The 14200-nt window shown below is 62.5% G+C and carries 14 protein-coding genes; 9 read left to right on the forward strand and 5 right to left on the reverse strand.

Going from position 1 to position 14200, the window contains the following annotated elements:
- Positions 1 to 11: 11 nt before the first annotated feature.
- On the forward strand, positions 12 to 1529 hold the full coding sequence (locus ACYVI2_RS13735; protein WP_013391811.1) for a conjugal transfer protein TraG N-terminal domain-containing protein: 1518 nt from the start codon (positions 12 to 14) through the stop codon (positions 1527 to 1529).
- A 15-nt stretch (positions 1530 to 1544) separates the two neighbouring features.
- Here the strand turns inward: ACYVI2_RS13735 and ACYVI2_RS13740 are convergent, their stop codons facing one another.
- Genes ACYVI2_RS13740 through ACYVI2_RS13750 form a run of 3 tightly spaced genes read right to left on the reverse strand, consistent with a single transcriptional unit; the run spans position 1545 to position 2724 of the window.
- A complete protein-coding gene (locus ACYVI2_RS13740; protein WP_013391812.1) occupies positions 1545 to 1922 on the reverse strand; it encodes a DUF3742 family protein in 378 nt (125 codons plus the stop codon).
- 26 nt (positions 1923 to 1948) lie between these two features.
- A complete protein-coding gene (locus ACYVI2_RS13745; RefSeq protein ID WP_013391813.1) occupies positions 1949 to 2407 on the reverse strand; it encodes a type II toxin-antitoxin system YhaV family toxin in 459 nt (152 codons plus the stop codon).
- On the reverse strand, positions 2407 to 2724 hold the full coding sequence (locus ACYVI2_RS13750) for a type II toxin-antitoxin system PrlF family antitoxin (protein WP_013391814.1): 318 nt from the start codon (positions 2722 to 2724) through the stop codon (positions 2407 to 2409). The genes ACYVI2_RS13745 and ACYVI2_RS13750 overlap by 1 nt, the downstream gene beginning before the upstream one ends.
- Positions 2725 to 3023: 299 nt before the next feature.
- On the opposite strand from ACYVI2_RS13750, the gene mobH reads away from it, so the two are divergent.
- From mobH to ACYVI2_RS13765, 3 genes are read left to right on the forward strand one after another with little or no spacing between them, the layout of a single operon-like run.
- Complete coding sequence (mobH, locus tag ACYVI2_RS13755) at positions 3024 to 4901, forward strand: MobH family relaxase (protein ID WP_016445100.1); 1878 nt, start codon at positions 3024 to 3026, stop codon at positions 4899 to 4901.
- The gene (locus ACYVI2_RS13760; RefSeq protein WP_034012201.1) at positions 4898 to 5122 is read left to right on the forward strand and encodes a hypothetical protein; all 225 of its coding nucleotides are present in this window, start codon (positions 4898 to 4900) and stop codon (positions 5120 to 5122) included. Before mobH ends, ACYVI2_RS13760 begins: the two co-directional genes overlap by 4 nt.
- Before the next feature lie 33 nt (positions 5123 to 5155).
- Positions 5156 to 5413, forward strand: a complete 258-nt coding sequence (locus ACYVI2_RS13765; protein ID WP_013391817.1) for a heavy-metal-associated domain-containing protein — start codon at positions 5156 to 5158, stop codon at positions 5411 to 5413.
- Here ACYVI2_RS13765 and ACYVI2_RS13770 read toward each other — a convergent pair.
- Both ACYVI2_RS13770 and ACYVI2_RS13775 read right to left on the reverse strand, forming a co-directional pair.
- Positions 5373 to 6797: a heavy metal sensor histidine kinase gene (locus ACYVI2_RS13770; protein WP_425460455.1), complete on the reverse strand. Its 1425-nt coding sequence runs from the start codon at positions 6795 to 6797 to the stop codon at positions 5373 to 5375. The genes ACYVI2_RS13765 and ACYVI2_RS13770 overlap by 41 nt on opposite strands.
- Positions 6781 to 7473, reverse strand: a complete 693-nt coding sequence (locus tag ACYVI2_RS13775) for a heavy metal response regulator transcription factor (RefSeq protein WP_003097513.1) — start codon at positions 7471 to 7473, stop codon at positions 6781 to 6783. The genes ACYVI2_RS13770 and ACYVI2_RS13775 overlap by 17 nt, the downstream gene beginning before the upstream one ends.
- Before the next feature lie 253 nt (positions 7474 to 7726).
- Between ACYVI2_RS13775 and ACYVI2_RS13780 the strand changes: the two genes are divergently transcribed.
- The 5 genes from ACYVI2_RS13780 to ACYVI2_RS13800 all read left to right on the forward strand — a co-directional run bounded on the left by ACYVI2_RS13780 (position 7727) and on the right by ACYVI2_RS13800 (position 14060).
- Complete coding sequence (locus ACYVI2_RS13780; RefSeq protein WP_013391820.1) at positions 7727 to 9631, forward strand: copper resistance system multicopper oxidase; 1905 nt, start codon at positions 7727 to 7729, stop codon at positions 9629 to 9631.
- 25 nt (positions 9632 to 9656) lie between these two features.
- Positions 9657 to 10637, forward strand: coding sequence for a copper resistance protein B (locus ACYVI2_RS13785; protein ID WP_013391821.1), 981 nt, complete (start codon positions 9657 to 9659; stop codon positions 10635 to 10637).
- 37 nt (positions 10638 to 10674) lie between these two features.
- Positions 10675 to 11160 (forward strand): DUF411 domain-containing protein, encoded by a 486-nt coding sequence (locus ACYVI2_RS13790; RefSeq protein WP_013391822.1) that lies wholly within the window; start codon positions 10675 to 10677, stop codon positions 11158 to 11160.
- 33 nt (positions 11161 to 11193) lie between these two features.
- Positions 11194 to 11466: a DUF2933 domain-containing protein gene (locus tag ACYVI2_RS13795; protein ID WP_013391823.1), complete on the forward strand. Its 273-nt coding sequence runs from the start codon at positions 11194 to 11196 to the stop codon at positions 11464 to 11466.
- Positions 11467 to 11621: 155 nt separating this feature from the next.
- The gene (locus ACYVI2_RS13800; RefSeq protein ID WP_425460460.1) at positions 11622 to 14060 is read left to right on the forward strand and encodes a heavy metal translocating P-type ATPase; all 2439 of its coding nucleotides are present in this window, start codon (positions 11622 to 11624) and stop codon (positions 14058 to 14060) included.
- Positions 14061 to 14200: the final 140 nt, after the last annotated feature.

The raw sequence follows: 14200 nt of genomic DNA on the forward strand, positions 1-14200 counted from the left end.
GGATCGAGGCCATGACGCTTTTCACGACCGACTACCTGGAGTACTACCTCACACTCGTTTCCTGGATCGTCAACAACGGCATCTGGGCGGCCCTCGTATCCAGCGGGGTATTCGCGCTGCCTTTCGTCGCCATCGTCGTGCAGGAGTGGTTGAAAGCTCGTGCTGAAGGCGCCGACGAGGGCAATAAAGGCGTGCTGAGCGCCGCCCGCATCGAGAACCGGGTCTTCGTCGCCATCGTGGTGGTGATGTTCGCCGGCATTCCGTTCATCGACGTGGACCTAAACACCATCCAGTACGACAGCTCGCGCTCGGCCCAGTGCCAGGTCAGCGTGGCGCAGCCCGCGGATACCGGCTGGTCGCAGTCCTTCAGCACCATCAACAACCAGTCGGCGAAGGTGCCGGTGTGGTGGGCGTTCATGCACGCGCTCTCGCGCGCCGTCACGGGCGCTTCGGTGGCGGCAATCCCGTGCGGCACGGACCTGCGGCAGATGCGCATGGAGATCGACGCCACGCGCATCGATGATCCGGTGCTGGCTCAGGAAGTAGCGGATTTCTCTCGGGATTGCTATGGGCCTGCACGGGCCAAATTGTTCATGCAGCGCCCTCAACTTGATGAGCAGCAGATGCACGACGTGACCTGGATCGGATCGCGGTTCTTCACCGACACGAACGGGTACTACGACACGTATCGCTCCAGCACGCCGCGCGATGACTGGCCCTATGACAGCAACCGCGACGCTGGGCTGGCCCAGGTATCCAGTGGCGGTGGCTACCCGACCTGCAGGCAATGGTGGGCTGATGGCAGCAATGGCCTGCGGGCACGGCTGCTGGGACAGGTGGACCCGAGCCTGCTCAATCGCCTGGCGGGCTGGGCTGGCTTCCTGAGCCGGGCCGAGGTGGACAATTCGGTGATCCGCGCGATCGCGTCACCGCGGCAGCAGAAGCTGAACCAAGGCAGCGTCTATACCGACTACGGCGGCCAGATCGACAAGACCTTGCCAAACATCGTGACGCGGGCTACGGGAGACGTTGGAATGGCAGTTGGCGCGATTGCCTCGTTTCCCGCGATGGACGTCGTGCGGCAGGCGCTGCCGATGGTGCTCGCCTTGCTCAAGATGGCATTGGTAATCTGCATCCCGCTCGTGCTGGTCGTGGGCACCTATGACTTGAAGACGGTCGTCACGGTCAGCGTCGTGCAGTTCGCGCTGTTCTTCACGGATTTCTGGTTTCAGCTTGCGCGCTGGATCGATTCGACGATCCTGGACGCACTTTATGGCTGGGGGTTCGGCTGGAACCGGCCGCACACCAACTTCGACCCGCTGGTGGGGCTGAACAACGCCTTCGGCGACATGCTCCTGATGTTCGTCACAGGCACGATGTTTCTGGTCCTGCCGACGTTTTGGGTCGCTGCTTTGGGGTGGGTCGGAGTTAAGGCTGGGGTGATTGCTCAGAACCTTGCTGTCGGCTCCAAGGAAGCGCGTGATAGCGCCGGGTCAGGTGTAAACAAGGTAGCCGGCAAGGTTCTGTGACAAACAGGCCAAACCTCAGTCATCGAACGGATCGTTCGGGTCGTGAGGGTCGAGCCGCTGGCCATTGGAAGAATACAGGCCAAAGCCCGCCTCGCCATTGCGCAATTCATCCTGTTGCGTCCAGCGGTCTTCATCTCTAGCCGAATTGCCAGCCATCCATACCGCCGCAACGCCCAGCAGTAGCAACACCGCCAGCCAGAAGGTGGTGTACAGCAGCACCCCGAGCGCAACCAGCTTGACCACCCACACGAGCGCGGTGGCACCGGCCGCCGCCCCCCCCTTTGACACCAACCAGCTCGATGCCCGGCGTTCGCCGCGCACGTAGGCACGCCATCCGCGACCCAAGGTGCGGCCGAGTCGTTCTGCGGTACGGATGCGTGTCGTGGTGTTCATGGTCGTCTCCTGCTATTGAGCGATGCCTATTCCAGTTTGCTCCAATCCTGCTTGCTTGCCTGTATCAGCGCATGCCAGTCGTCTGGTGGGTTCCCGCGCCCGAGCATCTTCTCGAACACGACATACGGGTCCGATTTGCTACCCGAAGACCGCAGGGTCTGTTCATCGTTGACCCAGGCGTACACGATGACCTTCGCCTTCGAGTCATACCGGAAGAACAGCCGGAACCGCCGTCCGATCTTGGCCCTTCGCCAGTGGCGGTGGGCAGGTCCCAAGGTGTTGCCCTGGCGGTACTCGTCGCGTGCCGGATCGCCTGGCACCACATCCAAGATCAACTGGCTCAAGGCCCGGAAGAGCTTGACGTTGGCATTGGACTCGAAGCCCGTCGGGTCGTTCTCCTGCGCGCGCCTCGCGGTCGCATGCAGTTTCTGCAACTGCTCGATCACGCAGTCGTGGAAGAGCAGCGTCCAGCCATGCCGTTGCATCAGAGTTCCACTTTCCCGTCGATCTCCTCGTCCAGGTCCAGACCGTGGCCAGCATGCTCCAGCATGGCGCGGGCCAGATCCTCGGGCAGGCCCTGGACGTTCCGGCCAGCTTCGATGTCGCGGGCCAGCAGGCTCAGGAATGCGCCGATGGCGGGGTCCTCATGCTCGGCATCGACGCGGGTGACGACGACTTCGCTGCCCCGCAGATCGAACGCGAGCTTGCCACCGGCATCGACGCCGAGCGCCTGCCGGATGGGCTTGGGCAGCGTGATCTGGCCTTTGGAGGTCAGCGTGGCAACTTCGTGGATGGCAGGCATGGCGGCTCTCCTGATTGCGATACCCGCATGGTAAGGAAATTTCCTTACTTTGTCAACGTGAAGCCTCACGGCGTTCTCCGAGTCCAAGAATCGGCCCATCGTAGGGCGTGAACAGCCAGCCTTCCTGCATCAATCCGGCCCTGCTGCAACCCGCATTGGCGGTGGACGGTCAGCACCCGTCGCCCTATACCCAAAGGCTGTAAAGGGTCGAAATGGCAAGGGAATGGGGTGCAAGGGGAAAGGCTCTATCCCGAAAAGGCAAAAAGGCCTCCCCGCTCGGCCCGCGACAGGACACCCGCATGCTCTCTCTGTTCCAGCGAAAACGGCCCGCGGTTGCTGCTGCTCCGACGCCACCATCGGTCACCGACCTCCCGAAAGGGTTGATGCGGCCCGAGTCGGCCGCATCGCTGCTGGCCACCCCGCGCCGGCAGAAGCTGCTGGAGCACATCTGGCAGCGCACGTCGCTCTCACGTAAGCAGTTCGCCACCTTGTACCGGGCGCCACTGGAACGCTACGCCGAGCTGGTCCAGGCTTTCCCGGCTTCCGAGGCGCATCATCACGCTTACCCCGGCGGCATGCTGGACCATGGCCTGGAAATCGTCGCCTACAGTCTGAAGCTGCGGCAGTCCCATCTGCTTCCCATCGGCGCAAGCCCCGAGGACCAGGCTGCGCAGGCTGAGGCCTGGACTGCTGCAGTCGCCTATGCCGCGTTGTTGCACGACATCGGCAAGATCGCCGTCGATCTGCACGTCGAACTGGCCGATGGCTCGCTGTGGCACCCGTGGTACGGTCCGCTGCACCAGCCGTACCGCTTCCGCTACCGCGACGATCGCGAATACCACCTGCACAGCGCGGCGACGGGCTTGCTCTACCGCCAACTGTTGGACACCCAACTCCTGGACTGGCTCAGTGGCTATCCCGACCTGTGGGGACCGCTGCTCTACGTCCTGGCCGGCCAGTACGAGCACGCCGGTGTGCTGGGCGAACTGGTCGTGCAGGCCGACCGCGCTTCCGTGGCCCAGGAACTGGGCGGCGATCCGGCGCGCGCCATGGCCGCTCCCAAGCACGCGCTGCAACGCAAGCTGCTCGACGGGCTGCGCTACCTGCTCAAGGAACAGTTGAAGCTGAACCAGCCGGAAGCCTCCGATGGCTGGCTCACCGAGGACGCGCTGTGGCTGGTGAGCAAGACGGTATCGGACAAACTGCGTGCGCACCTGCTGTCCCAAGGCGTTGACGGCATTCCTGCGAACAACACCGCGGTGTTCAACGTCCTCCAGGATCACGGCATGTTGCAGCCGACGCCCGACGGCAAGGCGATCTGGCGCGCGACCGTGACCAGTTCCACCGGCTGGTGTCACTCGTTCACGCTGTTGCGCCTCGGGCCCGCGCTGATCTGGGAGCCAAGCGAGAGGCCGGCGCTGTTCGCCGGCACAGTGGCGATCGACGCGGCGGCCACGGACAAAGGGCCCGATGTGTCAGCCACTACTCCGCCGGCCGGAGCGCAGTCAGCCTCGGAGGGCCAAGAGGTTCCGCCATGGGAGGGAGGTAACCCCTCTCGTCCAGCGAAAGGTGAACCGCTGCCCGACGCCATGGAAGACATGCTTTCGATGGTGGGCATGGTGAATTCACCCGCAACCCGGCAGGACGCTGAAGCACCTTCGGAGCCGGTGTCTGCCGCGCGTACTGAAGCGACGACCTTGACCGCACCTCAGCGTTCGTCCCCAGCGCCCAAGCCCACGACAGCGCCATCCGGAGAGCACTTCATGGCGTGGCTGAAACAAGGCATCGCTTCCCGCCGGCTCATCATCAACGACGCGAAAGCGCTCGTGCATACCGCGAGCGGCACCGCCTACCTGGTCAGCCCCGGCGTATTCCAGCGCTATGCGCAGGAGCATCCGCAAGTCAGCGCGCTGGCCAAGCAGGAGAGCCAGCAAGACTGGCAGTGGATACAAAAGCGCTTCGAGAGGCTGCAGCTGCATCGCAAGCAACCGAACGGCCTGAACATCTGGACCTGTGAAGTAACCGGGCCTAGAAAATCCCGCCGTCTGCATGGATACCTTCTGGAAGATCCGAGCCTGCTTTTCTCGGAAACGCCTCCGAGCAATCCCTATCTATCCCTGTTGGGTGAGACCAGACACTGCGAACAGACTTCAGGAAAGCAAGGGGCGTCAACATGACCTCCTCAATTTCGCCGGGGCAGTCTATTGCCGCCAAAGCGCACCTTTATTCAGACAGAGCCAAAGGCCCGATGAGCGCAGCGATGATGGAACAAGGCAGCGCCTCTCCCGTCTCTGGGCTGCACTACGCCGGCAAGAAGCATAAGGTCATCGCTCCCGACCGGGAGATTGTCTTCGAGTTCTCGCAGGACTGTCTGGACTCGGGCCGATTCGCTCCTTGACACCACAAATACAGCTAACAGGAAAGAGCATTCATGAAGTCGATCAACGTTGAAGTCGGAGGGCTTGTATCGAGCCTGAGCGGTGAGGGAGTGCGCCGCAAGCTGCTGTATCTTCACGGCGTCCATAATGCGGATGCCAACTATGTTGCGGGAAGCGCAACGATTCATCTCGACGAGCGATGCCTCAGGGTCAAGGATCTGCGCCATTGCATCTCCGAATGCGGCTATCCGGCACCGAAGCTCACCCGGACTACTGCCGCAGATGGGGCAGTGCCAAGTCAAATCTTGTGACAAGCTCGCTGGAGGTCACGGCAACAGAACCACCATGCGCCTCCGCAATCGATTTCACGATGGCAAGGCCAAGACCGGCGCCCGCCGTATTTCGTTGCCGTGCCGGATCAACTCGGTAGAATCGATTGAAGAGCTTTGGTAGATCGGGCTCAGGAATTTTCTCACCGGGATTGACCACACTGATCGTTGTCCACTGCTCATCCTGCGAGAGCAAGACCGTGATGCTCTTCCCGCGAGGAGTGTGTCGAATTGCGTTCGAGAGAAGATTGTTCAGCGCCCGGGTGAGCATTTCCCGATCCGCCGCTATGCTGCCGATCGCCCCTTTAACGCCAAGCGTAATGCCGCTATCTTCTGCCAGCGCCTCGAAATAGTCGAACAGACTCCGCACCAATTCGGACAGATCAATTGTAGACAAGCGCAAGTTGCGGGGATCATTTTCCGTTTGGGCAAGAAACAGCATGTCTCCAATCATGCGTCCCATCCGATCAAACTCTTCCAAATTTGAATAGAGGATTTCTCTGTATTCCTCGTTGCTGCGCGGCTGGCCAAGCGCTACGTGAGTCTGCGTGACCAGGTTGGTGACGGGCGTGCGCAACTCGTGCGCTATGTCTGCGGAAAAGTGTGATAGCCGGGTGAAGCCTTCCTCGATTCTCGCCAACATATCGTTGAAGGCAAATACCAGTTCCGCCAGTTCGATCGGCACATCCCGAGGATCCAACCTCACATCCAGCTTTGAAGAGCGAATCGCCCGAATCTCTTCATTGACCTTGCGAATCGGCAGATGGCCCCACTGCACCGCCAGCCAAGCCACACCGAGCGCCAGACACATGACCAAGCCGGTTGCCCACCAAAGCATGCGCTTGAACTCCGCCAGGAAGTCGAGATGAAAGCCGATGTCCATGGCGGCGACGATGCGGTAGCCGGACGCCGCTGAATCGTCAGCAGGCAGTTGTACCACCACACCTCGATATGACCTCTGATCCTCGTGCCACACGATCAAATCGTCAGCGGTGATGCGGTTCACCAACTTTTTGTTACTGTCAAGTTTCGACAGGTCAGGACCGGGCGTGGCATAGATGCTATTGCCAGACCCATCGTAGACGCCGTACGTCATCCCATGATGTCCTGCGACTGCGTTGGCCAAGTGTTGCTTCAGTTCGTCGCTTGCGATGTCACTTGCAAGCTGGTGCAAGGGCTGAGCCAAAGCGGCTGTCACTGCCTCCAGTTCGTGGGCATCCTGTTGAGCAAAGTGGTGCTCCAACGACCGGAGAATGACCCAGTTGAACACAAGAAACACCAAGGTCGTGGCGATACCAACCAGGGCCGTGACCCTCAATGCAAGCGACGCTGGACGGCTTTGCCGCGGCTTATGGCGCAGGGGCATCATCGGGCGCATCGAGCGTGTATCCCATTCCACGCACGGTGTGGATGAGCTTCGGATTGAACGCATCGTCTATCTTCGCGCGTAGGCGGCGGATGGCTACATCGATGACGTTGCTGTCGCTGTCGAAATTCATGTCCCATACCTGCGACGCGATCAGAGAACGTGGAAGGACTTCCCCCTGGCGACGGGCCAGGAGCTCAAGCAACGCGAACTCCTTGCTGGTGAGATTGATGCGTTGGCCAGCGCGCGTTGCACGTCGGCGCGCCAAGTCCAGTACCAAATCGGCAACCTGGATGCGATCAGGCTGGCTCGGAGCGCTTCCGCGTCGCAGCAGCGTCCGCACCCGCGCCAGCAACTCAGAGAAGGCGAATGGCTTGACGAGGTAGTCGTCCGCTCCCAGTTCCAATCCCTTGACACGGTCGTCCACACCGCCACGCGCCGTCAGAAAGAGTACAGGGACCTGTTTACCGGCATCTCGAAGGGCACGCACGATGCGCCAGCCATCGACATCCGGCAGCATGACATCCAAGACCACCAGATCGTATGTCTCGCCCATGGCCAGGTGGTGTCCGTCCAATCCGTTGCGCGCCAGATCCACTACGAATCCCGCCTCCATGAGACCTTGGCGGACGTAATCCGCCGTCTTGTTCTCGTCTTCAACGACCAGCAGTTTCATCGCATGTCCCATGAAATCGCTGCGGCGCAGAAAAATAGCCGCTCACGATGTACGCATTCATCCACTTCAATCAGCAATTTACTGGTTGCCAGCTTCCACGAACATGACACGAACATTACATGAATGTAATTCAAGGGTCATTCGGTGGAAAGTGCCCAACCCATAGCATGACCTGCATTGCGTCGAACTGTGCCGCTCAGGATGGGGTGGCGTTTAGAACGACTTCCGAGTCATCTATGGAGGATTTCAGGCCATGCCGCCTCGTTCACCCTTTTTTATCGTGCCCCCACAGGGCCTTTCTCGTCGGCGTTTCGTCCAAGGGTTAGCCGCCGGCGGCGTTCTCGCTGGGCTGTCCACGCCGGCGTTCAAGGCATTTGCCCAGCAAGGCTCCGCGACGCGCGGTGCCGCCCCTGTGCTAAAAGGCACCGAGTTCGACTTGGTGATCGCCGAATCGCCCGTGAACTTCACGGGCAAGCCAGGCGTGGCTACGACCATCAACGGCTCGCTGCCGGCACCGACATTGCGTTGGCGCGAGGGTGACACCGTCACAATCCGTGTGACCAACAAGCTGCGTGAAGCCACATCCATCCACTGGCACGGGATCATCCTGCCGTATCAGATGGATGGCGTGCCGGGCATTAGCTTCAAAGGCATCGCTCCCGGCGAGACCTTCACGTACCGCTTCAAGGTTCAGCAAAGCGGCTCCTACTGGTACCACTCGCACTCCGGCTTCCAGGAACTCACGGGCATGTACGGGGCGATCATCATCGACCCCGCTGGCGCCGAGACCATCCGCGCCGACCGTGACCACGTGCTGCTGTTCTCGGATTGGACCGACGAAGACCCGATGCGGGTGTTCACCAAGCTCAAGTCCCAAAGCGACTACTACAACTACAACCAACCTACCGTCTTCGACTTCTTCCGGGACGCCTCGCGCGACGGCATGGCCGCTGCGATCGACAAGCGCAAGATGTGGAACGAGATGCGGATGAATCCGACGGATCTCGCCGATCTGTCCGCCGCCACGCTGACCTATCTGGCCAACGGCGTCACCCCCGCCGGCAATTGGACGGCGTTGTTCCGACCGGGGGAGCGCGTGCGGCTGCGCATGGTCAACGGTGCGGGCAACACCTTCTACGACGTACGCATTCCCGGACTGAAACTCACGGTGGTGCACGTCGATGGTGTTGACGTGGAGCCGGTGACGGTCGATGAGTTCCGATTCGGTCCGGGCGAAACCGTCGATGTGATCGTCCAGCCACGGGATGACGCTTACACGATCTTCGCCCAGGCGATGGACCGGACAGGCTACGCGCGTGCCACGCTGGCCGTGCGTGAAGGTCTTCAAGCTCCCGTGCCTGCCCTCGATCCGGTCGAATGGCTGACCATGAACGACATGATGGGCGGCATGATGGGGGGCATGGACCATGGCGGGTCCGGCCAGGCCATGGAGATGACCGGGATGACGGGCATGACGGGCATGACGGGCATGACCGGGATGACCGGGATGACCGGGATGGGCTCGGGTTCGATGTCCGGGATGGATCATGGGGCGATGGCTGGCATGAACCACGGTGGCATGGCGATGGATCACAGCCAACACGCCGCGGCTGCGGGGGGACTGGCCGTGCCCAGCACTACTGCCCGCCACGCTCGCACCGAGTATGGTGCCAGCACGGACATGCGCGTTGACATGGCGCGCACCAACCTCGATGACCCCGGCATTGGACTGCGCAACAACGGTCGGCGCGTGTTGACCCTCGCGGATCTGCATACCCCGTCGGGGCCGCTGGACAAGAGAGGCCCTGGCCGGGAGGTCGAATTGCACCTCACGGGCAACATGGAACGCTACGCATGGTCCCTGGACGGGCTGGAGTTCGGAAAGTCCACGCCGGTGCACTTCAAACACGGCGAGCGGCTGCGGGTCATTCTGCACAACGACACCATGATGACCCATCCCATGCACCTGCACGGCATGTGGAGCGAGCTGGAAAGCCCCGACGGTCGCTTCCTTGCGCGCCGCCACACCCTGCCGGTGCAGCCGGCACAACGCATCAGCTTCCTGGTGACAGCCGACGCGCTCGGCCGCTGGGCGTGGCACTGCCACCTGATGTTCCACATGGATGCCGGCATGTTCCGCGAAGTCGTGGTGTCTTGAACCCAGCGCACAAGGAAGACCAAGAATGTCCAAAGCACTCCCCACTCGCGCACTGGCCACGACGCTACTGGCCCTGGTAAGCGTCGCCGCACAGGCACAAGCACAGAACGACCATGCTGCGCACGGCCAGGCCGACTCTCAAACGGCCGCGCCATCCACTCAGACCGTGGCTCCTGCCGCCGACCCGCACGCGGGTCACGCGGCGTCGGCGAGCGGCTCGACCGCGGCCCCGGCCATGGATCACGGCAACATGCAGATGCAGGGCGGGTCGGCGCCTCCTGACGCCCGCGATCCGCATGGCTACTCCAATGGCCTGACATTGGGATCGGGCGACTACGCCGTACCCGGTGTGCCGCGGCTGATGCTGGCCGACGAACACAGGTTCTTCTCGTTGCGCGGCGAAACCCTGGAACGCCGCTTCACGCGCAAAGGGGACGATTCCACGGCCTACGACCTCCAGGCGTGGTATGGGACGACCTACAACAAGGCCGTCGTGAAGGCCGAAGGCGATATCGCCAAAGGAAAGCTCGAAGAATCGCGTACCGAGCTTCTCTGGGGGCACGCCGTCGCACCGTACTGGGACACCCAGCTCGGCATTCGGGTGGATAACGGCGAAGGCCCGAGCCGTCAATGGTTGGCTTTCGGCATCCAGGGCCTCGCCCCCTACTGGTTCGAGCTGGAGGCGACGGGCTACGTGGGAAGTGGCGGACGTACGGCGCTGCGTGTCGAAGGCAGCTACGAGCTGCTGCTGACCCAGCGACTGATTCTGGAGCCTCGCGCCGAGTTGCAGTTCTATGGCAAGGACGACCCGGAACGCGGTATCGGCAAGGGCTTGGCCGAAGCGTCTGCTGGCTTGCGCCTGCGCTATGAATTCAGTCGCCAGTTCGCCCCCTATATCGGCGTGGAACGGGCGGGCAGCTTCGGACGCACCGCGGACTATGTGCGTGCCGAAGGCGGCCGCGCGCAGCAGACGCGCTGGGTGGCTGGCGTGCGATTCTGGTTCTAGAACCTAGCGGGTTTGATCATCTGATGAGAGGCAATCTATGAACATGCACTACGACAGAAGCCAGGGCAAAGTGCCGAGACGCCAGGCATTGATCGCTGGCTTGTTGGTGATGGCACTCGCAGGACCGAGCCTGGCGCAGAGCCGACCGATTGCCAAGGTCTGGAAGGACCCGAGCTGCGGATGCTGCAAGGACTGGGTCTCACACCTGCAAGGCGCAGGCTTCGATGTGCAGGTTCTCGACACCGGGAACACGGCAGCGCGCACGCGGCTGGGCATCCCGCAGAAGTACGGTTCGTGCCACACGGCGCAGATCGGCAGCTATGCCATCGAGGGTCATGTGCCTGCCTCGGACATTCAACGCTTGCTGCGCGAAGCCCCGCAGGCCATCGGCCTTGCGGCGCCCGGCATGCCGGTCGGTTCGCCCGGCATGGATGGTCCGGCCTATGGTGGACGCAAGGACGCCTACGACGTGCTGCTGATCGGGAAAAACGGTAGCAGCACGGTCTATCAGTCGCATCGCTGACCATCCATCAACCCTTCTCCGTGGAGATATGCCATGCAGCATCAGCACACACATACCCCCAGCGATCGTCCCCGGTTCTGGCGATCGCGCTACGGCGTGGCGTTCCTCATCATCGCCGCTGTCGCCGCGTATTTCCTGCTCAAGGAGCACACGGCACATGTTGCCGGCTATCTCCCCTTCCTGCTGCTGGCGGCTTGTCCGCTGATGCACCTGTTCATGCACCGTGGCCACGGCCACGGCGGACACGATCATGCCGCGCGTCAGGGTGAGGAAGGTGCCGCAGCCTCCAAGGAGCAGAAGCAATGAGTCGAGGCACTCGCACCGTGCGAGCACGCGACGCCGCGCTTGTCTCCTTGCGCGCGTGCGGCCTGCTGCGATCACCAGACACCAACGGTTAACGGCGGAGGGCACTTGTCACTATGAATTCACCCAGCAAGTCTTCAGGACATGAGCACGCAGGCATGGCGGCGGGTGCCACAACGTCCGGCACGCATACCCACCACCATCACGCCAGCCATGCTGGAAGTGACGATGCGGGCGGGCCCTCAAGCCACTCGCAGCCCGATGCCTCGACACGAGATCCGGTGTGTGGGATGGCGGTCACGGCGGCGTCGGAGCACCGCTCCACGCACTTGGGGAACACGTACCTGTTTTGCAGCACCGGATGCAAGGCCAAATTCGACGCCGATCCGGCGCGATATGCCAGCGGTGGCGCGGGCATAGGCACAGGCAGCGGCCATGCACCGCATCACCATGCCAGCACCGCGATTTCACCGGCCCCGGCGGCATCGCCAACCGCACCCGGAACAATCTACACCTGCCCGATGCACCCGGAGATCCGCCAGGATCATCCGGGAATCTGCCCCAAGTGCGGGATGACGCTGGAGCCTCTGCTGCCCGACCTCGACGACGACAACCCGGAGTTGCGTGACTTCTCGCGTCGCTTCTGGTGGACCTTGCCGTTGACGCTCGTGGTCCTGGCGCTGGCGATGCTGGGCGAGCGGCTACACCTGATGGACATGGCTACACAGAGCTGGGTCGAGTTGGTGCTGTCGTTGCCGATCGTGCTGTGGGCCGGCTGGCCCTTCTTCTCCCGCGGCTGGCTGTCCGTGGTCAACCGCAGCCCGAACATGTGGACACTGATCGGCCTGGGAACGGGTGCGGCATTCATCTACAGCGTCGTGGCAACCGTTGCGCCGGAAGTGTTTCCAGCTTCCTTCATGTCCATGGGACGGGTCGGCGTGTATTTCGAGGCCGCCGCCGTCATCATCTCGCTGACACTGCTCGGCCAGGTGCTGGAACTCAAGGCGCGCTCCCAGACTTCGGCGGCCATCAAGTCGCTGCTGGGGCTGGCGCCCAAGACCGCGCGGCGCATCAATGCGGACGGCAGCGAGGAAGACGTGCCGCTCAGCCATGTGCACGTCGGCGATCTGCTGCGCATCCGACCCGGCGAGAAGGTGCCGGTGGATGGCATCGTGCACGAGGGCAGCAGCTCGATTGACGAATCCATGCTGACCGGCGAACCGCTGCCCGTAAGCAAGCGCGCGGGCGACAAGGTCATCGGGGCCACACTCAACACCAGCGGCGCGCTGGTCATGCGTTCGGAGCGGATCGGCTCGGACACCGTTCTGTCGCAGATCGTCCAGATGGTCGCCCAGGCGCAGCGTTCCAAGGCGCCGATGCAACGCATGGCCGATGTCGTTGCCGGCTACTTCGTGATGGCCGTCGTTGCCATTGCGGTCACGACGCTCTTTGTATGGGGATTCTTCGGGCCGCAGCCCACCTGGGTCTATGGACTCATCAATGCGGTGGCCGTTCTGATCATCGCCTGCCCGTGCGCGCTGGGTCTGGCCACGCCGATGTCGATCATGGTCGCAACGGGCCGTGGCGCCACGCAGGGCGTGCTATTCCGCGATGCCGCGGCGATCGAGAATCTTCGCAAGGTCGATACCCTCGTCATCGACAAGACAGGAACCCTGACCGAAGGCCGACCTGCTTTCGATCAGGTCGTCGCAGCACCCGGCTTTACGAACGATGAGGTGCTGCGTCTTGCGGCCAGCCTGGACCAGGGCAGTGAACACCCCCTGGCCGACGCCATCGTGCAGGCCGCGCGTGCCCAGGGCCTCCAACTCGTGAAGCCTCAGAGCTTTGAATCGGGAACCGGCATCGGCGTGCGCGGAAAGGTTGAGCACCGGCAACTCGCGTTGGGCAACACAGTGCTGATGGAACAGTCTGGCGTATCGGTGGAACCGCTCGTACCCCAGGCCGAAGCTCTGCGCGGCGAAGGGGCAAGCGTCATGTACTTGGCTGTGGACGGGCAGCTCGCGGGCTTGCTCGCCGTATCCGATCCGGTCAAGGGCAGCACCCCCGAGGCCCTGGCCGCGTTGAAGGCTGCGGGCCTGCGGGTCATCATGGCCACCGGGGACGGGCAGACCACCGCCAAAGCCGTCGGTGCACGCCTAGGCATCGACGAGGTGCATGGTGAGGTCAAGCCGGCGGACAAGCTCATGTTGATCGAGCGGCTGCAGAAAGAAGGACGCATCGTCGCCATGGCCGGAGACGGCATCAACGACGCGCCGGCCTTGGCGAAGGCAGACGTGGGCATCGCCATGGGAACGGGGACCGACGTGGCGATGAACAGCGCCCAGGTCACGCTGGTCAAGGGCGACCTGCGTGGCATCGCTGTCGCTCGCACGCTCTCGGTGAGTACCGTGCGCAACATGAAGCAGAACCTCATGTTCGCCTTCCTCTACAACGCGCTGGGCATCCCCATCGCCGCCGGGGTTCTCTATCCCCTCACGGGCTGGCTGCTGTCGCCGCTGATCGCAGCATTGGCGATGAGCCTGAGTTCGGCGTCGGTCGTTGGCAACGCCTTGCGCCTGAGAGCGAGCCGACTGTGACCGGATTTTCTTTCTGAACCTACAGGAGCCTGCTATCGCCCAGCGAACCGTTTCTTTCGTTCCACGCCGTTGCGAAGGTGCAAGCCTTATCTCGGCACTTCGTTCTTAAACCACTCCTCACACATCAAGGTAGAAATCTC

The organism is Bordetella tumbae (genome assembly GCF_054780995.1).